The sequence below is a fragment of the Bacillus sp. JJ1474 genome, assembly GCF_036965225.1.
In the GTDB taxonomy this organism is placed as follows: Bacteria; Bacillota; Bacilli; order Bacillales; family Cytobacillaceae; genus Cytobacillus.
In genome coordinates, this window is the sequence record NZ_JBALPC010000115.1 from 1,013 (window position 1) to 27,370 (window position 26,358).

At 37.3% G+C, this 26,358-nt stretch carries 23 protein-coding genes; all 23 read left to right on the forward strand.

Going from position 1 to position 26,358, the window contains the following annotated elements; genetic code table 11:
* Positions 1 to 188: 188 nt before the first annotated feature.
* On the forward strand, positions 189 to 1,295 hold the full coding sequence (locus tag V7164_RS15265; protein ID WP_335354512.1) for a Xaa-Pro peptidase family protein: 1,107 nt from the start codon (positions 189 to 191) through the stop codon (positions 1,293 to 1,295).
* A 31-nt stretch (positions 1,296 to 1,326) separates the two neighbouring features.
* Positions 1,327 to 2,952 carry an ABC transporter substrate-binding protein gene (locus V7164_RS15270; RefSeq protein WP_335343726.1) on the forward strand — a complete coding sequence of 542 codons (1,626 nt, stop codon included), beginning with the start codon at positions 1,327 to 1,329 and terminating at the stop codon, positions 2,950 to 2,952.
* A 56-nt stretch (positions 2,953 to 3,008) separates the two neighbouring features.
* Positions 3,009 to 3,992: an ABC transporter permease gene (locus tag V7164_RS15275; protein WP_335354513.1), complete on the forward strand. Its 984-nt coding sequence runs from the start codon at positions 3,009 to 3,011 to the stop codon at positions 3,990 to 3,992.
* An 11-nt stretch (positions 3,993 to 4,003) separates the two neighbouring features.
* Positions 4,004 to 4,906, forward strand: coding sequence for a nickel transporter permease (nikC, locus tag V7164_RS15280; protein WP_335343728.1), 903 nt, complete (start codon positions 4,004 to 4,006; stop codon positions 4,904 to 4,906).
* Between the two features lie 16 nt (positions 4,907 to 4,922).
* Positions 4,923 to 5,861 carry a succinylglutamate desuccinylase/aspartoacylase family protein gene (locus V7164_RS15285; RefSeq protein ID WP_335343729.1) on the forward strand — a complete coding sequence of 313 codons (939 nt, stop codon included), beginning with the start codon at positions 4,923 to 4,925 and terminating at the stop codon, positions 5,859 to 5,861.
* Positions 5,861 to 7,060, forward strand: coding sequence for a hypothetical protein (locus tag V7164_RS15290; protein WP_335343730.1), 1,200 nt, complete (start codon positions 5,861 to 5,863; stop codon positions 7,058 to 7,060). Before V7164_RS15285 ends, V7164_RS15290 begins: the two co-directional genes overlap by 1 nt.
* Positions 7,061 to 7,072: 12 nt before the next feature.
* Positions 7,073 to 8,392 carry an aspartate aminotransferase family protein gene (locus V7164_RS15295; protein ID WP_335343731.1) on the forward strand — a complete coding sequence of 440 codons (1,320 nt, stop codon included), beginning with the start codon at positions 7,073 to 7,075 and terminating at the stop codon, positions 8,390 to 8,392.
* 14 nt (positions 8,393 to 8,406) lie between these two features.
* Positions 8,407 to 9,417, forward strand: a complete 1,011-nt coding sequence (locus V7164_RS15300) for an ABC transporter ATP-binding protein (protein ID WP_335354514.1) — start codon at positions 8,407 to 8,409, stop codon at positions 9,415 to 9,417.
* On the forward strand, positions 9,392 to 10,381 hold the full coding sequence (locus tag V7164_RS15305; protein WP_335343734.1) for an ABC transporter ATP-binding protein: 990 nt from the start codon (positions 9,392 to 9,394) through the stop codon (positions 10,379 to 10,381). The genes V7164_RS15300 and V7164_RS15305 overlap by 26 nt, the downstream gene beginning before the upstream one ends.
* 16 nt (positions 10,382 to 10,397) lie before the next feature.
* Positions 10,398 to 11,582: a M24 family metallopeptidase gene (locus tag V7164_RS15310; protein WP_335343735.1), complete on the forward strand. Its 1,185-nt coding sequence runs from the start codon at positions 10,398 to 10,400 to the stop codon at positions 11,580 to 11,582.
* 124 nt (positions 11,583 to 11,706) lie between these two features.
* Positions 11,707 to 11,979, forward strand: coding sequence for a phage major capsid protein (locus tag V7164_RS15315; RefSeq protein ID WP_335343736.1), 273 nt, complete (start codon positions 11,707 to 11,709; stop codon positions 11,977 to 11,979).
* Between the two features lie 176 nt (positions 11,980 to 12,155).
* Positions 12,156 to 12,419, forward strand: a complete 264-nt coding sequence (locus V7164_RS15320) for a hypothetical protein (RefSeq protein WP_335343737.1) — start codon at positions 12,156 to 12,158, stop codon at positions 12,417 to 12,419.
* Positions 12,420 to 12,725: 306 nt separating this feature from the next.
* Positions 12,726 to 15,830 (forward strand): metallophosphoesterase family protein, encoded by a 3,105-nt coding sequence (locus tag V7164_RS15325; RefSeq protein WP_335343738.1) that lies wholly within the window; start codon positions 12,726 to 12,728, stop codon positions 15,828 to 15,830.
* A gap of 291 nt (positions 15,831 to 16,121) precedes the next feature.
* A complete protein-coding gene (locus V7164_RS15330; RefSeq protein WP_335343739.1) occupies positions 16,122 to 16,397 on the forward strand; it encodes a DUF485 domain-containing protein in 276 nt (91 codons plus the stop codon).
* Positions 16,394 to 17,947: a solute symporter family protein gene (locus V7164_RS15335; protein ID WP_335343740.1), complete on the forward strand. Its 1,554-nt coding sequence runs from the start codon at positions 16,394 to 16,396 to the stop codon at positions 17,945 to 17,947. The genes V7164_RS15330 and V7164_RS15335 overlap by 4 nt, the downstream gene beginning before the upstream one ends.
* Positions 17,935 to 19,704, forward strand: a complete 1,770-nt coding sequence (locus V7164_RS15340; RefSeq protein WP_335343741.1) for a LytS/YhcK type 5TM receptor domain-containing protein — start codon at positions 17,935 to 17,937, stop codon at positions 19,702 to 19,704. Before V7164_RS15335 ends, V7164_RS15340 begins: the two co-directional genes overlap by 13 nt.
* Positions 19,701 to 20,453: a LytR/AlgR family response regulator transcription factor gene (locus tag V7164_RS15345; RefSeq protein WP_335343742.1), complete on the forward strand. Its 753-nt coding sequence runs from the start codon at positions 19,701 to 19,703 to the stop codon at positions 20,451 to 20,453. The genes V7164_RS15340 and V7164_RS15345 overlap by 4 nt, the downstream gene beginning before the upstream one ends.
* A gap of 146 nt (positions 20,454 to 20,599) precedes the next feature.
* Positions 20,600 to 20,923 carry a DUF485 domain-containing protein gene (locus V7164_RS15350; RefSeq protein WP_335343744.1) on the forward strand — a complete coding sequence of 108 codons (324 nt, stop codon included), beginning with the start codon at positions 20,600 to 20,602 and terminating at the stop codon, positions 20,921 to 20,923.
* A 13-nt stretch (positions 20,924 to 20,936) separates the two neighbouring features.
* A complete protein-coding gene (locus V7164_RS15355) occupies positions 20,937 to 22,472 on the forward strand; it encodes a solute symporter family protein (RefSeq protein WP_335343743.1) in 1,536 nt (511 codons plus the stop codon).
* 86 nt (positions 22,473 to 22,558) lie between these two features.
* Entirely contained in the window at positions 22,559 to 24,277 is a 1,719-nt protein-coding gene (locus V7164_RS15360; protein WP_335343745.1) for a sulfate adenylyltransferase, read from the forward strand.
* A gap of 179 nt (positions 24,278 to 24,456) precedes the next feature.
* On the forward strand, positions 24,457 to 24,840 hold the full coding sequence (locus tag V7164_RS15365; protein WP_335348256.1) for a GntR family transcriptional regulator: 384 nt from the start codon (positions 24,457 to 24,459) through the stop codon (positions 24,838 to 24,840).
* On the forward strand, positions 24,824 to 25,720 hold the full coding sequence (locus tag V7164_RS15370; RefSeq protein WP_335354515.1) for an ABC transporter ATP-binding protein: 897 nt from the start codon (positions 24,824 to 24,826) through the stop codon (positions 25,718 to 25,720). The genes V7164_RS15365 and V7164_RS15370 overlap by 17 nt, the downstream gene beginning before the upstream one ends.
* Positions 25,717 to 26,358 (forward strand): hypothetical protein (locus V7164_RS15375; RefSeq protein WP_335354516.1); only part of this gene is annotated, 642 nt, incomplete at its 3' end. The genes V7164_RS15370 and V7164_RS15375, both read left to right, overlap by 4 nt.

The window sequence follows — 26,358 nt, forward strand, 5'->3', positions numbered from 1 at the left end:
TATATAATCCAAATATACGAAATATTCAAATGATTACAAAAACCAGCGAGCCTAAAGATCAGTGGGTAGGAAGCCCCTACTCATAACAAAGATTTTTAAGACCGAGCTGTTCGAAATCTTCCTTTTATAAGGGTTATTTCGACATGGCTCGGTCTTTTATTTTTAACTAGAAAGGGATGATTTGGAAATTGGAACCATATTCTACTAGATTGAAGAACTGTTTACATGAATTAGAATCAAATCGATTTGACCATTTGGTCGTCACTTCCATTTATAATTTGAAGTATTTATTAGGGGCAAACATTGATACAGGTGAACGGATGACCGCACTACTATTATCACTTAAAAAAAAGCCAAAACTATTTATTCATCAAATGTTTTTCGATCAAGTTCCTATGTCAACTGAAATTGAAATCGTCTATTACAGCGATGAAATGAATCCGCTACAAATGTTGGCTACTAACTTTTTGAACCACGAAAAATTAGGAATCGACCAGAATTGGCTATGTTCCTATTTAATTGATTTGTTGAAAGAGTTCCCAGAAATAACTTTTGAAAAAAGTACAATTATAGAAAAGTTGAGAGAAATTAAAGATGAGCAGGAAATTGATACTCTTCGGCAATCGGCAAAGATTGCAGATGCAGTCATGTATCAAATTCTCCAACTCCAACATTTTCCTGCTTCAGAAAAAGAAGTTGCAAGAACAATTAAGAGTTTCTTCGCAGAGCATGGAGTTGAAGAACTGTCCTTCAATCCAATTATCGGATTCGGAGAAAACTCGGCAAATCCTCACCATGTCATAACCGACCAAATGTGTCGTATGGATCAACCAATTTTAATAGATATGGGTGGGGTGTTTAAGGAGTATTGCTCTGATATTACAAGAACTTTTTTCTTAGGTAGAAGAAATCAAAAATTTGAAGATTTATATAAAGTCGTTCACGAAGCACAATTACAAGCGATTGAAATGGTCAAACCAGGGGTGCTATTTTCCGAAATAGATTTATTTATTAGAAGTTTGTTTGCAAAAAAAAGTTACCATCAATATTTTATTCATCGAACTGGACACGGCATTGGACTAGAACTTCATGAGGGAGTGTCTATTCATAAAAACAACCATGATGTAATCCAACCTGGAATGGCTTTCAGTATAGAGCCCGGACTATATTTTCCGAATAAATATGGGATTCGAATAGAAGACATCGTTGTTGTTACTAAAAATGGTTGTGAAGTTCTCACAAATTGCTCCAAGGAGGTGCAATATATAGAATTCACTAGCGTAGAACAAAATTAAAAGGAGAAGCAAAAGGAGGAATATGAAAATTATGGGGCAAAAAAAATGGGTGTCTATAGTATTTGTTATTGCTTTAACCCTTACAGCTTTTCTAGCGGGTTGTTCCTATGAAAAGCCTTCAAGCACGAACTCAGGTTCCAATGACTCTAGTAGTTCTAGTGATTCTGTTGGCAGCAGCGCCACTTCCGAAAAGAGAGATGACATAAAGGTCGGATTAGATGTTGATGCAGGAACTATGGACCCACGTCTTTCTAAAGATGTCTCGGCAACAAGAGTTTCAGAACTTGTTTATGATGGACTTATTGTCCTTTCAGCTAATTTGGAGCCAGAACCAGCACTTGCAAAAGAATGGGAGAATCCTGATCCAACCACGTGGATTTTCACTCTCCGTGATGATGTAACATTCCATGACGGTGAGCCATTCACTGCAGAAGACGTTAAGTATACCTATGACAGTATCATTGATCCAAACTTTCAAGCACCTTCCGCTTCTTTTTATGCACCAATAGAATCTGTAGAAGTAATTAATAGTCATCAGGTGAAATTCACTTTAAAACAACCGTCAGCCCCTTTGTTAACCTATTTAAATATTGGAATTGTCCCAAAACATATTGGTGAAAAAAATGATAATTCCTTATCAAGTAATCCAATAGGAACTGGTGCCTATAAAATGGTGAAGTGGGATAAAAATAGTAAAATTTCATTTGAAGCAAATGAAAACTATTGGAATGGAGAACCAAAAACGAAAAAGATCACGTATTTTATTATTCCTGACAACTCTACACGCGTAGCTTCTCTTGAATCAGGAGATATTGACTTAGTCCATTCACCACTCTCACCACAGGATATTAAACGATTAAAAGAAAATAACAAATTTGAAGTCAAGGAAACTGAGGGACTAGGATTTACTTATTTAAACTTTAACCAAAAACACCCTATCCTATCTGATATGAATGTCCGTCAAGCCATTTCACACTTAGTAAACAAAGACGTTATTTCCACTGATATTTATCAAGGGATGGATAAACCAGGTAAATCACCACTAATTCCTGCATCTTGGGCTTATGATGATTCCATTTCTGGATTCCCTTATGATCCTAGTAAAGCTGCAGAGCTATTCAAAGAAGCTGGATGGGAAGATACCGATGGAGATGGAATACTAGATAAAAACGGAGAAAAGTTAACTATTACTCTATCGACTCATAGCGAGGATCCAAACCGTATACAGACTGTTGAATACTTACAAAATGAATTCACCAAATATGGAATTCAAACAGAAGTAAAAACAAGCGAGTGGCCAACTTTTAGCGCAGCATTAACTGAAGGTAATTTTGATATTGCACTAGTTGGCTGGTTAAATCAAATTGATCCAGATCGTTCTTTTTATAATCCATTTCATACTAATGGCGGAAGTAACTACGGAAAATACAGTAATCCAACCGTTGACAAATTAATTGAAGAAGGAAGAGCAGCACTTGATCGAACGGAACGCACTTCAATCTACCAGGAAGCCGCAAAGATTGTTACCGAGGAAGTAGCGTATAATGTCGTTCTGTACCAAGGATATATTGCCATGTATAGCAAAAACTTAACTGGTTTTAACATTCATCCAAGTGGAAGTTTTAATGGACTAAAAATGGCTGAAATATCAAATTAAGTCTGAAATAAGGGAGGGGAGATCCCTCCTTTCCTTTAAAGTCAGGAGTGGTCTAAGTGGCAACATTTATAATCAAACGATTTCTACAATTTATACCCGTACTATTAGGGATATCCATCCTTGTATTCTTTCTTTTGCACTTAATACCAGGTGATCCTGCCTTGACCTTGCTTGGCCAAGATGCAACACCTGAGGATCTCGAACGATTAAGAAATGTGATGGGATTAAATGAACCACTTTATATTCAGTTAATGGTTTTCCTTAAAAACCTGTTTCAAGGAAATCTAGGAATTTCGATTTTTCAAGATACACCCGTGATTACACTGATTTTCAAGCATTTACCAGCAACCATCGAACTAGCTCTCATCGCTATGGTCATTGCGCTAATTATTGCTATTCCATTAGGGATTCTATCAGCTGCAAAACAATTCTCATGGCTCGATTACATTAGCATGTTTTTTGCTCAACTTGGGGTTTCTATGCCTGTTTTCTGGCTCGGTCTACTATTAATTATTGGCTTCTCAGTAAACTTAAATATCCTACCTTCTTTCGGAAGGGGAGAGCCTTTATATGAAGCCATCGGGCATACAATTCAGTCCGGAAACCTTTACTATGTGGTAGATAGCCTTAAGCATTTAATTTTACCGGCGTTCACTCTAGGTGTCATGAGTGCAGCATTAATCACTCGAATGGTCCGCTCAGCCATGCTTGAAGTATTGAAAGAGGACTATATTCGAACAGCTGAAGCAAAGGGAGTTAGAGGATTTATTGTGATCATGAAGCACGCTTTTAGAAATGCTTTAATCCCAGTTGTAACAATCGTAGGGCTCCAATTTGGAAATTTACTTGGTGGTGCGATTGTAACTGAGACAGTATTTGCGTGGCCCGGTATCGGTCGATTAGTAATAACAGCGATTAGTCAGAGAGATTTTCCAGTTGTTCAAGGCTGTGTATTAATGATTGCGCTTATTTTCGCTTTGATTAACTTGATTGTAGATATCCTATATGCCGTTATCAATCCAAAAATCCAACAAGCTTAAGGAGGGAGGTGATGGAGCTTTCAAATCAATTCCAAACGGAAAACAAAACAAATAATTTACCCAAAAAGAGGTTTAAATTAGGAGAATTCCTTCATCTTTTGACTAAAAGTAAATCAGTATTAATAGGAGGAATATTCGTTTTAATTGTTATATTTTGTGCGATTTTTGCACCTCTCATATCGACTCATGACCCATATGAAATGGAGATGGGAAATCGTCTTCTTACTCCAATGAAAGATGGACATATTTTAGGAACCGATCAATTTGGACGTGATTTGTTTACTAGATTGATCTATGGAGCAAGGGTTTCCCTTCAAGTCGGTTTAATATCAGTGGCTATAGCTATGGTCATTGGGGTAACCCTTGGATTAATTTCCGGATATTACGGTGGATGGGTTGACACAATTATTATGCGCATAGTTGATATTGTTTTATCGTTTCCTGTATTGCTTTTAGCCATCGCACTTGTTGCAGCACTAGGACCAGGTATAGAAAATGTCATATTAGCTTTGGGATTTGTATACTGGACAAATTACGCTAGAATTGTCCGAGCCAATGTTCTTGCTATAAAAGAGGAGGAATATATTCAGGCAGCAAAAACGATTGGATCAAGTGACTTTCGGATTATCTTCTTTAATGTATTGCCCAATTGTTTAGCCCCGATTGTCGTTGTCGCTACATTAGGACTTGGTACAGCCATTGTCTCCGAAGCAACACTTAGCTTTTTGGGATTAGGGATTCAACCACCGGAATCTAGTTGGGGATGGACATTGGCCTTCGGAATGAAATTTATTCGGGAAGCCCCTTATTTGTCAATCTATCCTGGAATGGCAATTATGATTACTGTTTTAGGATTTAATTTATTAGGTGATGGGATTAGAGATTTAACGGATTCAAAACTAAAACGAAATTAATTAAGGAGGAATTATCATGACAGTTACATCTACACGCGAATATAAAGAGGTTATTGTTACACATTTATCGAATGGAAATCCACTTTCATTACCGATTCATACTATTCACGGTGTAAAAGAAGGGCCTGTACTTGGCATTTCAGCATTAGTGCATGGCGATGAGATTATAGGGGCGGAAATTATTCGACGCGTTTATAACAGATTAGATGAAAGCAATCTATCTGGGGTCGTAAAGCTGCTCCCAGTTGCCAATCCTCTTGCTTTTGAAAGCATGACCCGAAATACACCCCTTGATATGAACAATATGAATCGCTTGTTTCCAGGAAATAAAAATGGCTGGGTAACAGAACAACTCGCCCATTCTATGGTAGAGAACTTTTTAGATCATATTGATGTTTTTATTGACTTGCACGCCGGTGGAGCTATTCCAATTGTTGATTATGTATACATTCAGAATGATGAAGATTTATCAAGGGCGTTTAACTTTCCAATCCTGTATCGTCCTTCCAATCCATACGAAGGAACAACAGCTACTTATGCAATAGGAAAAGGAATCCCAAGTATTACTGTCGAGGTTGGAGGGGGTCCGAACTATGACAGGGATATTGAAAGAGGCGTTGCAGGAATATTTAATGTAATGAAGAAATTGAAAATGATTCCTGGGGAGATGACTCCTGCACCTGAACAGAAGGTTATGACTGAGATTGCCACTATTCGTCCAATACAAGGAGGAATTATGGTGCCAGAGTTTGATTTTAGTTCAGTTGGAACAGTAATTGAGGGTAATCAAGTTCTCGCACGGACATTTAATCCAAGAACTTTCGAAGAACTTGAGGTCATTCGCACACCTTTTCAAAAAAACTTGGTGATTTTAACGAGAGGCCTCTTTCATAAAGTAGACCCTGGTGATTTTGGATTTATGTTAGGAAATCTTGATAGTGCGGAGAAAAATTAATGAGTACTCAAACGGTCCTTTTTGAGGATTTAGATCACAAATTATCCCAATACTATACAAAAGTTGTTCTTGGAATGGATAGGTTTTATCGAAAAAATATTTCATTAACCACGGAAGAGTCCTTAGATAATGAAGGATTAGTTCCAGTTAATTTGACTAATGAAACTCCAAATAATTATCGCACTTGGAATGATATATTTTCAGATTTAGAGGATTTAAGAAACAAATATGTAAATATTCAATCCGAGGTTCGTAGAAATTACATGCAACAACAAATTGGTTCATTAATGATACTCGCAAAATGGTGTAGTGGTGAATCTATTCCTTTCAGAGAAAAAGTAAGGGGATTATTATATGTAAACGAGAATCCCCTTACACTTGCTGAAAGAAAAAGTCTTCACCAAAAATTGAATAGCCTATTATCCAAAAAAGGATTGACGGGATCCTTACTAGAAAAAGTAAGGAAGTGGGAACAAACACAACATGTTCCTTCACAGCAAATTGAATCTGTTTTAAAAGACCTGCTATTACAAGGTAAAGAACGAGTCGTTCAAAAGATGTTTAAGGAAATGGAAGATACAGAAGTTATCCCTGTAGTCGTTTACGGTGTTCCATATAGCGCCTACTGTGATTATCCTGGCGGAAAAATGTATATTAATGGTGATTTATCCTACACGTATGAATCATTGAAGCATTTAGTATGTCATGAGTCTTTTCCAGGACACACCACCCATATGAAGATTAGGGAGTTAGGAGTAAAATCTGGTGATATTCCTTTAGATGCGGCATTAGTCATAACAAACACGGCAAGTAGCTCTATTTTTGAGGGAATTGGTGACAATGGAATTCATTTTATTGATTGGGTTCATACGATTGATGATGAAATCTATCAATTATACCAAGAAATTAAATCCACCTCTGGAATAAATGCAGCCCATATGATTCATACGGAGAAAAAATCAGATGAAGAGGTAGCTGCATTTTTAAGAGAATTTGCATTTGCTGAGGAAAATTGGATTGAATCGAGACTTCGTTTCTTTAAACACAATCTAAGAGCTCCATTTATTTATTCCTATTGGAGAGGTAATGAAGCAGTTCAGCAGGTATATACTAATTTACCTGAAAATAAAAAAGTAGAATTCTATGACTTTTTATATAAAAACATGTTATCCGCTGATACAGTTAAACAATTTAGATAGGAAGTGTCTATAATGCAACTTACAAAATCAGAAGAGCTATATAAAAGAGCAGTAACGTCAATACCTGGTGGTGTTAATTCGAATTCACGTTTTCGAAATCCTCACCCCATTTATTACCAAAAGGGTGAAGGAGCATATCTAACAGATGTCGATGGCAATCGCTATATTGATTGCATCATGGGGAATGGTTCTATCATTCTTGGTCATAATGATCAAGAATTTAATGAACGAATCCAATATTACAGTACGTCAGGAATTGTTACCGGAGTGGAAACAGAATTAAGTATAAAAACAGCCGAGAAATTCCTTTCTCTCGTTCCTACAGCTGAGAAAATTCGTTACACCAATACTGGTACGGAAGCTATTATGCATGCAATGGCAATGTCAAGAACATATACAGGTAAATCCGATATCGCAGTCATTGAAGGAGCATATAACGGTTGGCACGATGCTGTCCACGTGAGTACTTGGCCAGATCTGCAAAAGGCGGGAGATAAATCCGAACCGAATTCACTTCCAGGTGCATCTGGACTAATTGAGGATGTGGTAAAGAGTACTCTTGTTCTTCCTTATAATGACCTGGAAACAGCTGAACGGTTACTTACTAAAAACAAACACCGAATTGCTGCTTTAATTATTGAACCAACTATGATTGATATCGGTTATATTCCAGCCAAAAAAGAATACTTACAAGGATTGAGAAAATTATGTGACCAATTAAATATTGTTCTTGTATTTGATGAGTTATTAACCGGATTTAGAGATTCACCTGGTGGCGCTCAAGAGTATTATGGAGTGACACCTGATTTGTCCTCATTTGGTAAGGCGATTAGTAACGGTTATATGCTAGCTGCTTTAGCAGGGAAATCAGCCATTTTTGAAACGGTAACACCTGGTAAAGGAACATGCTCTTTTGTTGGAACGTATAATGGCCATCAGCTTTCTTTAGCAGCATCACTGGCCTTTCTGGAGATTTACGAGGAAAGAAAAGTATTCCAGACGCTCCAAACTAAAACGGAAAAACTAATTACAGAGTTTGCTAATATCGCAGATAAATATCAAATAAAAGCAAGAATGCAAGGAAGAGGCGGACATTTCCATTGGTATTTTACCGATCAAGAAATCGTTGATTACAGAAGTGCAACCCAAAGCAAAAAGGAACATTATGCGAAGTTTATTGAAACACTTGCAGGAAAAGGTGTGTATTGTTCTCCTAACTACCTGCTTCATCATGCTATTTCAATGGCTCATACAGATGAAATTATTCAACAGTTAGTGGACTATATGGATGTCAGTCTGCAGCAAAATACTGGTATAAAAACGGGTTCATAAAGGGGGAGGGATTCTTGAGCACGAACATCCTAGAAGTTAACAATTTAAAAACAACATTTTTTTCTAAAAAAACTCCCTTCAACGCAGTAGATGGAATTTCGTTTCATGTAAAGAAAGGGGAGACACTAGGGATTGTCGGTGAATCCGGTTGCGGGAAAAGCGTTACCTCACTCTCTATTATGGGACTCGTTAAACCACCTGGAACAGTATCTGGCGAGAAGATTGATTTTAATGGAATCAATCTTCTTGATTTACCAAAAAAAGAAATGAGAAAACTACGCGGCAATCAAATCAGTATGATCTTTCAAGAACCTATGACATCACTCAATCCAGTCTATAGTATTGGTGACCAAATAGGAGAATCCTTAAAAATTCATAAAAAACTTAAGAAAAAAGAACGAAAAGAAAAAGTAGTAGACTTATTAAAACTAGTTGGAATTCCCCGTCCTGATGAAATATACCATAGCTATCCTCATCAACTATCAGGTGGAATGAGGCAAAGAGTTATGATTGCAATAGCTATGGCGTGTGATCCTACATTAATTATTGCCGATGAACCTACAACAGCGTTGGACGTTACGATTCAAGCACAAATACTTGATCTTATGAAAGACCTCCAAAAGAAGAAAGGCATGTCCATGATTCTTATCACACATGATCTAGGAGTAGTATCAGAGGTTTGCGACCGATTGGTTGTCATGTATGCTGGAAAAATTGTTGAAACGGGATCTGTAAAGGATGTATTAACCAACCCTTCCCATCCTTATACAAAAGGATTATTAGCATCACTTCCTAAAAAGGGGCAGAAAGAAAATCGTTTAAACTTTATCCCAGGGCAAGTACCTGCCCCAGTGAATTGGGGCAAGGGATGTCGATTTTCTGATCGTTGTTCTTATGTTATGAATGAATGTCATACACAAATGCCCCCATTAATGACAGTAAAAAGTGGTCAAGAATCAGCTTGCTGGCTAGCATCAGAAGCGTGGCGGAGGGATACAAATGACATTATCGAAACTGCAAAATAACGAATGTTTATTAGAAGTATCAAATGTAAAAAAGTATTTTCCAATTAAAAAGGGAGTTTTTTCTAAACAGGTTGGAGCAGTCAAAGCAGTAGATGATGTTTCTTTTCAAGTTATGAAAGGAGAAACACTTGGAATTGTGGGTGAAAGTGGTTGTGGTAAATCCACTATGGCTAGATTAATTGTCCGGTTGCTTGAGGTGACGGAGGGTAAAATTAATTTAGAAGGAAAAGATTTAACAACCATTTCGAAAAATGAAATGCGAGCAACTAGAAAAGATATTCAAATGATATTTCAGGACCCATACGCTTCTCTTAATCCAAGATGGACTGTTGAAAGAACCTTGTTAGAGCCGATGAAGGTTTATAATATCGGATCTAGTATTGAAAGGAAAGAAAAAGTATTTGACTTAATGAATAAAGTTGGATTAGACCCTAGCTACACTAAACGCCATCCTCACGAATTTAGTGGCGGACAGCGCCAAAGAATTGGAATCGCAAGGGCATTAGTGTTGAATCCAAAACTAATTATTGCGGATGAACCCGTTTCTGCACTTGATATATCCGTTCAAGCGCAGGTTATTAATTTAATGCAAGATCTCCAAGAACAATATCAATTAACCTACATGTTCATTACTCACGATTTGTCCGTTTGTGAACATATTTCAGATCGTGTGGCCGTGATGTATCTTGGGAAAATTGTCGAACTTGCAAAAAAAGAACACTTATTTTCTAATCCACTTCATCCCTACACGAATGCCCTTATTTCTGCTGCACCAGAAGTAAATGCTATCCAAAAGAAGGAAAGAATTATCTTAAAAGGAGATGTTCCAAGCCCTGCCAATCCACCAAAAGGATGTGCGTTTCATACAAGATGTGCAAATTGCATGGAGATTTGTAAAGTAGAAACGCCAGCACTGACTAAAATAGAGCCAGGACGGTTTGTTGCTTGCCATCTATATCAATAATAAATGGAGTGTAACTATGAGATTATCCATTTCAAATAAAGAAATTATTTCAAGGCAAGAGAGGTTTTGGAATAAACTGAAACAACAAGAACTAGACTGTGCTATTCTTTTTAGCCCTACTGACATCTTTTACTTAACGGGATTTTATTTTTCTCCAACGGAACGGCCAATTGCCTTTTTTATTGATCATTATCAAAAAACCCATTTATTTGTGCCCTATTTAGAGGAAGCTCATGCTGAAGATTTTTCAGTCCAAATCGATTTTGTTCATTCCTATCCTGAATACCCTGGAATAAAACATCCGATGGAATATTTTAAAGAGGAATTAATTGCAGCAGGATTTCAAGGGAAAAGAGTTGGAGTCGATAGTATAGGCTATGGCTCACCCGCGGGCTATCGTGGTCCGACTATTGATCAGTTAATACAAGCGAAGGTTTTTAAATCCATTATCGACTTTGTTCCTGAGTTAAGGTCCATCAAATCCAAAGAAGAGATAGAATTAATCAATGAGTCCTGTAGATGGGGAAACTTAGCACATCGTTTACTCCAAAAGTACTCTAAGCCAGGGGTGAGCGAACTCGAAATAACGAGTAGAGCAAGTACTGAGTCAACAATATCTATGATTGAAACTTTAGGACCAGACTATAAACCGCATGGCGAAACTGCTTTTGCTCTATTTCGGGGACAAGTTGGAGAAATGTCCGCCTATCCTCATGCTGTTACACAGAATGCTATATTAAAATCAGGAGACACGTTAGTGACTGCGTCTTCAGCAAGTATCTGGGGATATAAAAGTGAATTAGAAAGGACTATGTTTGTCCAAGATGTAAGTAAAGATCAAGAAAAGTATTTTCAATTTATGTTCGAAGCACAAGAAGTGGCTTTCAAACACATTAAGCCAGGAAAGCCAGTCTCATATGTTGAGGAGGCAGTTCAATCCTATTTTCATGAGAATAATTTAACGGAATTAACACGCCATCACACTGGCCATGCGATCGGTTTATTATTTCATGAATCACCATTCTTCGATCTGGGTGACCACACAATGATGAAACCTGGTATGGTATTTACAGTTGAACCTGGGATATATGTTAAAGGGATTGGAGGATTCCGACATTCTGATACTGTTCTTGTAACTGAAGATGGGATGGAAATGTTGACATACTACCCGAGGGGTTTAGAGTCTTTAATTTGTTACTAATTTTAGCTACCACAAAAGACAACTCAATATTTTTTTAAGAAGGAGGTAGTTTCCACCAATAGGGGAAATTACCTCATTTTTTATCTAAACTTATTCATTGTTAAAATTATTTATCATTCAACTAATGGACATTTACAATTCAATTCATCCGGATTATCTGTCGGGTTCTGTATTCTATATGCAACGAGAAGCATTTAATGTAATTTCGAAATTGAAAGATGCAGCCGGTCATTTTTATATGCAGAATGGATTTGTCAACGGTAAACTCACATATACGCTTTTTGGAGCCAAAGTTATCGTAACTAATTCTCTTACTGCTACAAATCCAATTGTATTCGGAAACGTAGGATTAGGATACGGAATAATGGTCAAGGTGAGTCGGGTCACCAAATGGTAACAGACACTAAAAATGCTTTGGATGTTACTAAAATGGTCGCCTATGACATGTATTGTAACGGAGCAGTATTTAACTCAGAGGCACTGGCTAAATTAACAGTAACTGATTAGCTATAAATATTTATGCTCAATGTTTCACAAATTTTGAGAGTAGATTATTATTGCCGTGAGCACGATTTGCCATTTGATGAGCAAACCTATTACATTACCTTTTACTATGACCAGGATGATTCGCTTGGTTTGTCAGAGATTAATAAGTTGTCTAGATTAAGTGAACGGGCCATACCGCTGTATCAGATTTTCAAGGATGCTGACGCACTGGATCGATTCCGTCTAGGCCCTGATGCTTTGGATGTGAATTTTCTGTGGACCGAAGAAGCACATCGACTTGTTGACTTTGCAAAAGAGCTCTTGCGTAAAAGTAGTGAAACTAATACATAAAAACATTTATTTATCGTGAGCAAGTCAGACGGTATTTTTATAGGATACTTTATAGTAGTAAGTAGTTTCATAGATGACCAGTATTATTGAAAAACGCTGTGGATTTAATCTACAGCGTTTTTTAGGTCTTTAGTATTTGAAGGATATGTAAAAGCGAGACGAAGGACTAGGGTATATTATCCCAATTTATCCAATTTACAGAAAGTTAATATTGTGTCAACAGATTAATAACAATATGCTTGTATGCTAGCTTTGACTTCGATCGATTTGTGTCGAAGGAAAATAATAGAATGGAGAGTTGATAGAGTGATATCCGTACTGAAAGAAAACAAATCTTTGCGTTGTTTCTTTGTATTTTCCCTCGTGTTACTAACGGTACTTTCAAACTTAAGTCCATATGTAGGAACAGCGGTGGCGGAAGTAGCTGAAGCACAGTCAGACGAGCTTTTACTGGACAGAGGAAGTGTATGGAAATATCTTGATGATGGAACCGACCAAGGTAGAGCATGGAAGGAAAATGATTTTAATGATAGCGAATGGAAAAATGGAGCTGCGCCATTAGGCTATCCAGCAAGCGAGAAGCATGGAACTTTTGGTAACATCGCAACGATCATTGATTATGGAGGCGATTCGCAAAACAAGCATGCAACATCTTATTTCAGAACGACATTCGAAGTAGAGGATTTATCAAAAATCAGTACTTCAGGTGTAATCACAGCTGGCATTGATGACAGTGCTATCATTTACCTGAATGGAAAAGAGATTGCTAGATTTAATCTTCCAGAAGGTGAAGAGATTAAATTCGATGACTATGTTCAGGATTTTGGATTAAATGATGCAAGTGAAATTAATGATAAAATATTTAATTTAACTGATGAACAAATGTCCTATATTGTAAAAGGTACGAACGTACTTGCTGTTGAAGTTCATCAGGACAGACCTTCTAGTTCAGATGTATTTTTTGATATGGAATTTAAATCAATTTATGTAGATCCAACTGTTTATGATGCATCTTATATTTTTTTTGCACCAGGGGCTGATGAAACAAAGTACAATTTCTCATGGTATTCTCCACAAACAGATGTACCGGGTGTTATTGAGTATGCAAAGGTCACAGACGGCAAACCTGAAACTGCAAAAACCGTTACAGCAACACTAGAACCAGCATCTTCAGGATACCAAGCAAATGAAGTGACCATAACAGATATTGAAGGTTCTTCAGAATATGTCTATCGTTTAGGCGATGGCAATGGAAAATGGTCAGAATCGTATAGCTTTAAAACACAAAAAACAGATTCATATAATTTCCTATTTACGGGAGATCCACAAATCGGTTCTTCAGGTAATATTGGCAAAGACACTGAGGGATGGGTAAGCACGTTAAATAAAGCAATTGAAAGATTCCCGAATACAAGCTTTATTCAATCAGCAGGGGATCAAGTAAATGATGCAAACTCAGAAGAAGAGTATGCAGGATTTTTTGCACCAGGAAAATTGAAACAATATCCAACTGCAACAACAATTGGTAACCACGATAACTCAAGAGTCTATGAATATCATTTTAATACACCATATCAAAATCCAGCACTAGGTAATTCAAATAATGCAGGTGGAGATTATTATTTTACATATGGCGATACGCTTATCATGAACTTGAACTCAAATAATAAGAATGCAGCTGAGCATACTCAGTTTATGGAAGAAACAATTGAAGCGACAAAAGATCGGGATTTCAAATGGAAATTTGTTGTTTTCCACCATTCCATTTACAGCGCAGCAAGCCATTCTTTAGAAGCAGGCATTATTAAATTAAGAGAAGACCTTGTTCCAACGTTTGATAAATTAAATATTGATGTTGTACTAATGGGACATGATCATTCTTACGTAAGAACATATCAAATGAAGAATCTTCAACCATTGAAGAACCAAATGATTGCCGAAGATGGCAGTGTGATTAATCCAGAAGGTACATTGTACTTAACCGCCAACTCATCAAGTGGTAGCAAATATTATAATTTAAAAGACCCTGAATTTTATTCAGCAGACAGATCACAATTAAGAGTACCAACATTTACGAATATCGAAGTAACGCCAACGAGTCTAGCATTTACGACTTATCGTGTAGATACAATGGAAGTAACAGATTCCTATAAAATCGTTAAAGATCCTTCGATTGAAGTTGTACTTCCAGCACTTGAGTCAGTTTCTCTTGAAGCATCTAGTAATGTGGTCCCAACAGAACCGTCAACATTCTATCCAGAAGTTTCACTTAATGTAACAGGTAAAAATGTTGATGGTGGCGTGTATGATATTGCTTTCGAAGACATTACGTATAAAACAAGCCCAGAAGGTGAACTTTCTATTTCTCAAGATGGCAAGGTAACAGTTGGAGAAGGTGCCAAGCCTGTAAAAGTACAAGTATGGGCTGAAGTAACAAATGAAGGAAAAGCCTTTGAAACAGAAAAAGTGACCATTCAAATCGTTGAGCATGCAGAACAAACTATTTTCGAAAAATGGAGTAATTGGAAGTATCTTGATGATGGATCTGATCAAGGTACAGCATGGAGAGCACCTGACTTTGATGACAGTAGCTGGATGAGCGGTGTAGCACCACTTGGATATTCTGCATCAGAAAATCGCCCAATGTTTGGTAGAGTGAATACAGTGATAAACTATGGCCCAGATGCAAGTAATAAAATTCCAACTTACTATTTTAGAACATCATTTGAAGTAGAAGATTTATCTAAGATTGGTGATGTTGGTCATATTAACTTCGGGATTGACGATAGTGTCATTCTGTACTTGAACGGACATGAAATTGGCAGACACAATCTACCAGAAGGCGAAATTGGATATGACAAGTATTTATCAGATTTATCGGGGTCAAATGTTGCTGATGAAAGTAGATATGAAACATTTACATTAGACGCAGCAGATTTAGCTCATTTAGTTAAAGGAACAAACGTATTAGCGGCTGAAGTTCATCAGGACCGTCCAACAAGTTCTGATATTTACTGGGATATGGAATTTATTACATCAGTAAATAAAGAAACGAAGGAAGAGCCTATTGTTCCTGAAAAAATATATGATTATAAAAATTACAAAACTGGAAAACTAATGATTCATGATCCAAGTGTTTCAATCACACTTGATGAAAAATCAGAAATCAAAAATGGTGTTGTATTCACAGGTGAATATGCAGAATTCCATGGGGAAGGATTTGCATACACAATAGTTACGATTAAACCTAAAAATAAGTATAATGGTACAATTGTTGATTTTAAAGGAACAAAAATTTCAAAAGTCATCATTGAGGGAGATAAGGTTACAGAAATTAGAGGATTTGAAAATGTTGCTGAATTTGAGTATGTCAAGGGAGCTAATCCAGAGAATATCAAGTTTATAGACTAAAGAATAATGGAGAGCGGGAACGCTCTCCATTATTTGTATTATGCGGTTTTTTTCTATTGTAAGATAGCAAAACAAATTGTATCGATTACCGAAGCCTCAATGGTCTCCGTATCAGGTAAAGGATAAATAGATAAAGGTTTTCGCTAATTTTGAGTTAAAAACTGTTTTCTGGAATCAAAGCCGAAACGGATAGAGTTTCAGTATCAGTATCAACTTTACAAGCCTAAGTCCTTCATGTATCATTTGAATTGAACTATTTTGCTGACTTTTCAGAAAACAGGAGGAAGATAAATGGAGGAGCGAATTTTGCATTTAATTCGTAAGAGAAAGCAGTTGATGGCGCCTGCTTTGGCTGTTGCATTACTGTTTTATTTTTTGCTTCCTTTATCTCTTACTTTTATTCCTAATGTGATGACTCGGCCAAGCTTTATTTTTAATATTTCTTGGGCATGGTTGTATGCATTTTTACAAATTCCGATGACATGGATCTTCTGTTGGTTTTATCATAAAACAGCTAAAAACATTGAACGACAGATGGAAGGTATCGATAGGGAGGAATCGCTTTGAATCCTACTTATTTTTTATTTCTTATTTATATCATTGTTTGTACATTGATTATTACATATTGGGCAGCCAAGCGAAGTAAAACAACTAATCGGTTTTATATTGCTGCAGGGACGTTAACAGGTTTTCAAAATGGAATGGCTATAGCTGGCGATTTCATTAGTGCAGCCTCCTTTCTCGGTATAGTTGGGATGGTTGCAATTCGTGGCTATGATGGTTTTTTATATTCCATTGGCTTTTTAGTTTCTTATCTTGTTGTATTATTTTTAGTTGCTGAACCTATACATCGTTTAGGTAAATATTCCCTTGGAGACGTAATTTGTTCCCGATTTCCAAGTGAGAAGATGCGTTTAATTATGGCATTTTGTACATTTATCATTTCCATACTATACATGATTCCTCAACTTGTTGCTTCAGGATTTTTACTTCGATTACTGCTAGATATCGATTATTCTATTTCAGTCATTGTGATTGGGGGATTAATGACGATCTATGTGGTTATGGGTGGGATGATTGCGACTTCTTGGGTACAGATTGTGAAAACCGTTCTTCTTATGTCAGGAACATTTCTTCTCACACTTATCGTTTTTTCTCATTTCAATTGGGATGTTGCGAAGTTAATTGAAGAAGTAAAAACAGGTACGCCTTTAAGAGAGAGTTTCTTCCTCCCTGGAAATTTATTTGATAACCCATTGGAATTCCTTTCGCTGCAACTTGCTTTAGTGCTTGGGACTGCAGGATTGCCTCATATTTTAATACGCCTATTTACGGTAAGTAATACATTTGAGGTTCGCAGGTCACTAATAAGCGCAACATGGATTATTGGGATTTTTTACTTAATGACACTCGTCTTAGGCCTTGGGACTGTCGCATTCTTAGGATATGATTCGCTAATGGTACTTGACCCTACTGGAAATTTAGCTGCACCATTACTTGCAAAGGCGGTTGGTGGTGACTTCTTGTTGGCATTTGTTTCTGCGATTGCCTTTACAACTATTGTGGCAGTCGTTGCAGGGCTTGTTATTTCCGCCACAACTGCTTTTTCCCATGATATTTTCCATCATATTTTGAAAAAAGGGAAATCAACAGAAAAGGAGCAATTGAGGGCAGCACGGTGGTCGGCATTGGGAATCGGATTGATTTCCACCTTATTTGCGTTAAATTTGGAGACCATTAATGTAACTTTTCTCGTTTCGATGACATTTATTGTTGCCGCATCAAGTATTTTCCCGGTTCTTTTATTAACTATTTATTGGAAGCGCTTTACTCAAGTGGGGGCCATTACGGGTATGTTTACTGGTCTAGCTGCTTCTTTATTATTCGTTGTTTTAGGTCCTTACATTATGAATCCAGATGATGGATGGATTAGAGGAGAGGCTGTGTTTTCTCTATATAATCCAGGTATAATAACAATTCCAATGGGCTTTCTAGGTGCATATTTGGGAACCATTCTTTCAAGTAAGCAATCCGATTCAATAACAGAATTTAACAAGTTTTATATACAATCGCAGACCGGCATTTCTTTAAGGGGAGAAAAGAAATGGAAAGCTTAACGATTATTTTATTCGAACGTTTGGGACTACTTCTAATTATTGCATTTGTGATGACACGGACCCCTGGATTCAGGTCATTGGTTTACCGGAATTATAGTGTGAAGATGTCGCTCGTTCATGCATTAGTGTTTGGCTTATTTGGAATAGCTAGTACGGTTACAGGGATTGTCATACATGAGGATGGAGTCATCAGTCATCAGTTAGTTATTTTTCCAGTAGAGGATCATCACTTAATTGTTAGCATGAGCCTTGTTGCGATTGTGATTGCCGGTTTATTAGGTGGTCCGACACTTGGTTTTGGAGCTGGGGTCATTACTGGGATTCATCTATTGTTTCTTGGCGGTGTTGGGGGAATGGCGAATGCCCTCGTCAACCCTATTTCAGGTTTACTGGCAGGGTTAACAGCAAGATTTTTTTCCAACGAACGTGTTATCTCTCCGCTGAAGGCTCTATTTATTGGGGTTTTTCCCCCGATTTTACACATGCAATTATTTCTTATTATGTACACAGATCGACTAGATATGATTACACTTGTCAATACGATTGGCTTACCACTCGTGTTATCGAATAGTACAGCGATTGCCATTTTTACAGCGATGATCGGAATTGTTTTACGCGAACAAGAAAATGAGGCAGCGCTAGCATCGAAACAAGCATTAACCATCGCTAAAGAGGCACTACCATTTTTAAAAAAAGACTCACCTATTGACGTTGCGAATGGCTTGGCAAAATTATTATATAGTCGCCTTAGACTTGCTGCTGTTTCCATTACAGATCAAAAGGAGGTATTAGCCCATAAAGGATTGGGTAAAGAGCATCATCATTTTGGGGATGCAATTACGGCTCATCCAGCACAAATGTCGATTAAATTGAAAAAGATCCAAGTTACACACGTGAAATCAGATTTAATGTGTACTCATAAAAATTGCAGCCTTGAGGCAGCTATTTTCATTCCTATAATAGAAGATGATAATGTAACGTATCTTATTGCTTTCTATTTCCGTAAAGCAGAGCATATTTCTCCTGTTGAAATGATGATGGCACAAGGGCTAGGACAACTTATTTCAGATCAATTGAACATGCTTGGGGCGGAAAAACTAAAGGCACATATTCGAGATGCAGAGTTAAGGAATTTACAAGCACAAATCAATCCACACTTTTTGTTTAATACCCTTCAATTAATTGCCGGTTTGTTTCGGGAAAATCCATTGAAAGCTCGTCTCCTAACACTGCAATTAGCAAGCTATATGAGGTTTAATTTACGCTTAGTATCGAAATCATTAGTTGAACTAGAAAAAGAGTGTGAACATGCTGAAGCCTATACTTCTATTATTCAAGAACGATTTAAAGGAAGATTACAAATTGATTTTATAAAGCCAGCTGATCTTTCAAATATTTATATTCCGCCATCGAGCATTCAACCATTGATTGAAAATTCGGTTCAACATGGTTTAAAGAATGTAACAGATGGTGCAAAGATTGAAATTTTGATAGAAAAAGAGAATGGGAGGCTTGCTGTTCTAGTTCGGGATAATGGCAGCGGTTTTCCTCAACATATTTTACCGATTGTAAGTCTACAGCCATTAGTAAGTCATAATAATGGTGGGACAGGTATTTATAATGTGAACCAACGATTAGTCCATTTATTAGGAGATTCGGCGAGATTGCATATTCGAAATTTATCCCATGGGGGAAGTGAAGTGAAGTTTTCGATTCCAATTTCAAATCAATTTGAAGAAAAGCAGGTGTTGGGATGAATATTCGAGCGATGATAGCTGAAGATGAAATGATGGCGAGAAAGGAATTGCTATATTTATTGAAGGAAGAGAAGGGAGTTATCCTCACTCCACACGCGGAAACGGGGGAACAATTAATTGAGTTATATTCTGAACATCGGCCTGATGTTATTTTTCTTGATGTAGAGATGCCGGGTTTAACAGGAATCGAGGCAGCCCAATATATTTTGAAACAGGAGCCAGCCACTATTCCCTTATTTGTGTTCACCACTGCGTATGATGAATATGCAATGGATGCTTTTGAAGTAGAAGCGGTTGACTACTTATTAAAACCATATGACGAGACGAGATTTCGAAGGACGATGAACCGAATACGCAAAAGTATAATGAACCGAAAGAATAGTAGTGAAGAAACGGAAAAAAAGGTACAAACTATTGTATCAAAGATGTTAATTGATGACGGAGAACGGATGGTTGTAGTCTCACCTGATTCTATTTACTACGCCGTACCAAATAAACGACTTTTAGAGATTCATACTGAGGATAAGGTTATTATGAGTCGGATGACTTTACAAGATTTAGAGGACCAGTTGGCAGGTCATTTATTTTTTCGAGCACATCGCAGTTACTTAGTAAATCTGAATCACGTTTTAGAAATAACCCCATGGTTTAACGGAACAAGCAATTTAACTCTAAAAGATAAAAATCGAACAAAAATCCCTGTAAGTCGTTCTGCAAGTAAATCCATTTTTGATATCTTTAAAGGATAAGTTGTTCAATACGACAGGTTTACAACCATTCACCAGTCATACATAACCATTCACCCTGTGTTTTCAACCGTTCATCCAATTTCAATTTATAGAATATTTCAAAAATATATAATTATCTATAAATAGAAGGAGGGAGATGGTTGATTTTGGCTCAAAGGGAATTAATTACTGAGAAAAGTGTAGATTATGTAAAGGTTACAAGCAGTTCACAGTTTAAACAATTTTTGAGCAAAAAGAATAAATTTTTAGTACCGATGACTATATTTTTTATGATTTTTTACTTTTTATTGCCAATTTTCACCTCTTACACAACATTTTTAAACACCCCAGCAATTGGAGATATTTCTTGGACTTGGATTTTTGCGGTTTCACAGTTTGTGATGGTTTGGGTGATAAGTTCAATTTATGTAAAAAAAGCAGCTTCCTTTGATAAAGAAGCCGAACAAATCATTAATGAGCAGATAAGATAAGGGGGAATGGTAGATGGATCCGATTGTAGTTGTTCTTTTTCTCGCAATCGTTATTCTTACATTAGTTATTACTTATATTGCAGCAAAACAAACAAAATCTACCGGAGATTTTTATACGGCGGGTGGGGGATTAACGGGATGGCAGAATGGATTAGCGATAGCTGGAGATTATTTATCGGCGGCATCCTTCCTTGGTATTGCAGGGATGATTGCTTTAAAAGGGTTTGACGGATTTTTCTATAGTATCGGATTTTTGATTGCTTATTTAGTTGTATTATTGTTAGTTGCAGAGCCATTGCGTAACCTCGGTAAATATACATTAGCCGATATGATTAATTCTCGCTTTGATGCGAAAAAAGTAAGAGGGGCTGCTGCTCTTAGTACGATTACCATTGTTCTTTTCTACATGATTGCACAACTTGTTGGTGCAGGTGCACTTATACAGCTTTTATTCGATATCCCTTATTGGATAGCAGTGTTAATTGTTGGGGTTATGATGACGATTTACGTTCTATTTGGTGGAATGATCGCAACGAGTTGGGTACAGATTACAAAGGCTGTCCTTCTGATGGCAGGGATGATCATCATCTCCTTCTTAGTACTAATGAAATTTAACTTTAATATAGGGGCCATGTTTACTGAAGTAAAATCGGCAACTAGTCATGGCGAAGCCTATTTAAATCCGGGACTCAAATATAATAATCCTCTAGGAACGCTTTCATTAATGCTTGCCTTAGTTCTCGGAACAGCTGGTCTTCCACACATTTTGATGCGCTTTTTCACGGTAAAAGATGCGAAAACTGCCAGAAGCTCGGTTATTACAGCAACTTGGACGATTGGGATTTTTTATATTTTAACATTATTCCTTGGCTTTGGGGCTGCAATTTATGTCGGGGAAAGTGAGATTCTCGCAGCAAATCCTGGCGGAAACATGGCTGCACCGCTACTAGCTCAGGCAATTGGCGGGAATATCTTATTTGCATTCATTTCAGCGGTTGCATTTGCGACAATCTTAGCGGTAGTTGCTGGCCTCGTATTATCAGGAGCATCTGCATTTGCACATGATATTTACGGCCAAATTATTAAAAAAGGAAAGATAACAGAGAAAGAGCAAATGCTAGCTGCACGCTATGCAGCATTAGGTGTGTCTGTTATATCCATATTATTATCATTAGGTGCACAATACCTAAACGTAGCCTTCTTAGTTTCTTTAGCATTTTGTATCGCTGCAAGTGCAAATTTGCCAGTAATTTTATACACAGTATATTGGAAGCGCTTTAATACTTCGGGTGCAGTTTGGGGAGTTTTTTCCGGGTTGATCTCAGCATTAATTCTCGTATCGATTAGTCCTAGCGTATTCTCACCAGTTGAAGGGGCCGCTCTATTTGTAGGAAACCCAATCTTCCCATTCGATAATCCTGCACTTGTTAGTGTGCCATTAGGCTTTCTCGGTGGTTATCTCGGAACTATTTTTTCGAAAGAAAATGATTATAAAAGGTATGCTGAAGTCTCTGTCCGGGCGCATACAGGTTATAAAAGTGCGGAATAAATGTGCATTTGAAAATCGCTTTATTGACATGGGGAGTCAGTAAAGCAGGAAAAGCAGATAATTTAGGGGGATGAGATAGATTGGTAATGAACAAAGAGACTAGTTTTGAAGAAAAAGTAACAAAATATCCACAACTGCCACATGGGGGGAAATTAGTTAACCGCGTTTTAACTGGAGAAGAACGAGATAGAGCAATGGAGCGGGCAAATCTGCTTCCATTTATAATGGTTGATTTAGAGGCTGTCATAACGCTTGAAATGATTGCTACAGGTGTACTATCTCCAAATGAAGGGTTTATGAATGAAGCGGACTATAAATCAGTATTAATAGAAGGGCGCCTATCAAATGGACTTGTTTGGCCTGTGCCGCTAAGCTTCGCACCTGTTGGCGACAGAAATAAGCATGTGATTCAATCTCTATCGGTTGGAGATGAGGTCGCATTAGTTGATGAATCGAAGGAACCTGTAGCTATATTAAAGTTAGAAGATATTTTCGATTATGACCGAAACTTCCGCGCTCAGCAGCTATTTGGTACGACTGACCGCAGTCATCCTGGTGTCGATTCTATCTATCGAAGGATGGGTGATACTGCATTAGCTGGGCCGATTCAGTTACTTCGCCGAGTCCATTGGGGGCCATTTGAAAAAATACGAATCGAACCGAAAGATACATGGAAACTCTTTTATGAGGAGAAAAAATTTAAATCGGTTGCTGGCTTTATTACAGGTGCAAATCCTTTGCATCGCGGTCACGAATATATTCATCGCAATGCACTTGAGGAACTGGATGGATTATTTGTTCAGCCGTTAGTTGAGATGGCAAAGCGTGAATATACAAGACATGAATACCGTATGTTATCCTATCAAGCTGTGCTTGATACGTATTATCCAAAGGAGAGGACCATTCTTTCGCCATTGCGTGTGACCTACATTTTTGCTGGTCCTCGTGAAGCAGTTCTCCATGCACTCATTATGAAAAATTACGGCTGTACCCATGCTTTAATTGGCCGAGACCATGCGGGTGTTGGTGATTATTATGATAAATATGCAAGTCACACGATTTTTGATAAGTTTACGAAAGAGGAGCTAGGAATTGATATTCGGTTATTTCATGAGGTGTTTTATTGCACGCGCTGTGATAACCCGGCAACAGAACAAACATGTCCTCACGATGAGCGCTATCGAATTAATATTTCTGGAACGGGTATCCGTGAACTGCTGCGGTATGGCGTTTTACCGCCGAAGGAAATTGTAAGACCAGAATCTGCCCGTATTGCCATGCAAGGTGTGCAGCCTAAAGGTGTCGATGAGGAAGGGCTTGCAATTGCACCTGTTGGAAAAACGATAAAGTCTATTTTTCCTTATTATCTACATTCTAAGGGAATTGGCGGTTCCAAACGCAAGCGCCCTTTAGTGGTGGATGAACTAACGATAGAAGATTTAGAAGCAGCCATTAAGGATACACGCGAAAATGCGGACCGTGTGTATAAGGAGATTTATGAAGAATTCAGTCATGTAACGGATCAACTTCGTTCCGTGCAGCCGGAGTGGGTTTCGGAAGCTAGAGAATCAATTTATCGTCAACAAGAAATGGTTGTAGAAAACTTGAAAGAAAAAGTGGAAAGAGCAATGGAAAAAGCATCTGATGAATTTTTGTATCAGGATAAATCAGAAGCAGAGCGCGAACTAGAGGTAGCGAACAGGTTATTAGAAGATATTCCTGCAGCTTTGCGTAAAGCGGATCTCGAATATCGAACATGGAATCCGCTTCCATATAGACGGTATAGGGGTAGTGATGAGGAATAGATTGTTAGAATAATATGGTTCGGATTTATGAATGACCTTTCCAATAATGGAGGGGTCATTTTTTATGGTTTTAACATCTTTTACAAAGTTCAAACTTTTATAAAAACACCTATTGACTCTACACTTTATTTGTTATATGGTTAATTACATAAGTAACTAACCAATGTGGTGGTGAGGATATGAAACAATTAATTGACGATGGTCGGCCTATATTTCTGCAAATTTTGGAACGGATTGAGGATGACATCATTGAAGGAGGAATGGCGGAAGAAACACAGATTCCATCGACAAATCAATTTGCCGCATTTTACAAAATTAATCCTGCAACTGCAGCGAAAGGTGTTAATTTATTGGTGGATGAAGGTATTTTATATAAAAAGCGGGGGATTGGGATGTTTGTTGCAGAGGGAGCACGTGAAAAGATCATAAATAAACGGAAGGAACAGTTTTTTGAGCAGTATATCATCACGATGATCCATGAAGCAAAGAAGTTAGGGATTACGTCTGATCAATTGACGGATATGGTTGGAAAGGGGATGAATAGTGATGAAAAGAATCGTTGAGGTTAAACAACTTGATAAATCATACGGGGAATTTAAGGCGCTTGAAGATATAAATTTTATGATTGAGGAAAATAAAATTTACGGATTACTTGGAAGAAACGGTGCTGGGAAAACAACTCTAATGAAATTATTGACTGCTCAAGAGTTTCCTACGAGTGGTGAAATAAAAGTACATGGCGAAAATCCTGTGGAAAACAGGAGAGTATTAAGTCAAATTTGTTTTATCAAAGAAAGTCAAAAGTATCCGGATAATTTCACTGTAAATGATATATTAAAAGTTTCAAAGTCACTATTTCCAAATTGGGATGAGGATTTTGCCTACTCCTTAGTTAATGATTTTAATCTCCCTTTAAAAAGAAAGCCCAAAAAACTATCAAGGGGAATGCACTCAGCGGTTGGGGTTGTCATCGGCCTTGCTAGCAGAGCGCCGATAACGATTTTCGATGAACCATATTTAGGACTTGATGCAGTTTCAAGAGGTTTATTTTATGACAAGTTGATGGAAGATTACGCAGAATATCCACGTACTGTCATATTATCAACTCATTTAATTGATGAGGTAAGTAATTTACTTGAACATATTTTAGTCATTGACAAAGGTCGATTAATCATTAATAAAGAGGCAGAAAATTTACGTGGTCTTGCCTATACGGTAACTGGTCAAGCAGCAAAAGTGGAAGCATTTGTGAAAAATAAGGAGGTCATCCATCGGGAGCCTTTTGGCGGATTGCTCTCTGCAACAGTTATTCAAAATAAGAACAATATGGATCGACATCAAGCAGAAGCTAGTGGACTAGAAATTTCTCCAGTGTCCTTACAACAGTTAGTAGTCCATTTGACAAAAGGAAAATCTACTCGTGAAGGAGCGATTGTCCAATGAATATTAAAGGTGTTCTAATAATGTATTCAAGAGATAAATGGGGATGGTTTTTAATACCAAATATTATTCTCTTTTCAGTATTCCTGTTAAATTTTATCATCAGTCTGTTTATTTCAAGTGAGGATAAAATGTATACTGGCGGGGTTTCATACATTTTTTTCTATATGCTAGTCGCGGGAATCATGGTTGTTGCGCAAACATTTCCTTATGCAATCGGAATGTCAATAAGAAGAACAGATTATTTTCTTGGTACTGTAGTAATGGGTGTCGCTGTCAATACATTGTATGGAATCATGTTAGTATTTCTGTCAGCCATTGAAAATGCAACAAATGGGTGGGGAGGTCTGCTCCATTTCTTTCACTTTCCCTATTTGAATGATGGGACACTTTTGGAACAATTGATAATATATATTATCCTGTTAATAAATATATTTTTTAACGGATTGCTAATATCCAGTACAGCACGTCGCTTTGGTGGAAAAGGCCTCGTAATTGCGATAATTTCCGTATTATTGATTTCAAGTGTTGCTGCCCTGTTAGCAACTTATTATGGTGTTTGGATGGATATTTTTCATTGGTTCGTAAAGTTTACTGCTGTTCAAATTGCTTATTGGCTCATTCTTCCAACAATATTATAT

Excerpts from the sequence above, each read along its gene's own strand:
- V7164_RS15340 (WP_335343741.1), top strand. The coding sequence starts at position 17,935 with ATGGAAAGCTTAACGATTATTTTATTCGAACGTTTGGGACTACTTCTA.
- V7164_RS15290 (WP_335343730.1), top strand. The coding sequence starts at position 5,861 with ATGAGTACTCAAACGGTCCTTTTTGAGGATTTAGATCACAAATTATCC.
- V7164_RS15270 (WP_335343726.1), top strand. The coding sequence starts at position 1,327 with ATGGGGCAAAAAAAATGGGTGTCTATAGTATTTGTTATTGCTTTAACC.
- nikC (WP_335343728.1), top strand. The coding sequence starts at position 4,004 with ATGGAGCTTTCAAATCAATTCCAAACGGAAAACAAAACAAATAATTTA.
- V7164_RS15310 (WP_335343735.1), top strand. The coding sequence starts at position 10,398 with ATGAGATTATCCATTTCAAATAAAGAAATTATTTCAAGGCAAGAGAGG.
- V7164_RS15330 (WP_335343739.1), top strand. The coding sequence starts at position 16,122 with ATGGAGGAGCGAATTTTGCATTTAATTCGTAAGAGAAAGCAGTTGATG.
- V7164_RS15345 (WP_335343742.1), top strand. The coding sequence starts at position 19,701 with ATGAATATTCGAGCGATGATAGCTGAAGATGAAATGATGGCGAGAAAG.
- V7164_RS15305 (WP_335343734.1), top strand. The coding sequence starts at position 9,392 with ATGACATTATCGAAACTGCAAAATAACGAATGTTTATTAGAAGTATCA.
- V7164_RS15315 (WP_335343736.1), top strand. The coding sequence starts at position 11,707 with ATGGACATTTACAATTCAATTCATCCGGATTATCTGTCGGGTTCTGTA.
- V7164_RS15365 (WP_335348256.1), top strand. The coding sequence starts at position 24,457 with ATGAAACAATTAATTGACGATGGTCGGCCTATATTTCTGCAAATTTTG.
- V7164_RS15360 (WP_335343745.1), top strand. The coding sequence starts at position 22,559 with ATGAACAAAGAGACTAGTTTTGAAGAAAAAGTAACAAAATATCCACAA.
- V7164_RS15355 (WP_335343743.1), top strand. The coding sequence starts at position 20,937 with ATGGATCCGATTGTAGTTGTTCTTTTTCTCGCAATCGTTATTCTTACA.
- V7164_RS15285 (WP_335343729.1), top strand. The coding sequence starts at position 4,923 with ATGACAGTTACATCTACACGCGAATATAAAGAGGTTATTGTTACACAT.
- V7164_RS15370 (WP_335354515.1), top strand. The coding sequence starts at position 24,824 with ATGAAAAGAATCGTTGAGGTTAAACAACTTGATAAATCATACGGGGAA.
- V7164_RS15295 (WP_335343731.1), top strand. The coding sequence starts at position 7,073 with ATGCAACTTACAAAATCAGAAGAGCTATATAAAAGAGCAGTAACGTCA.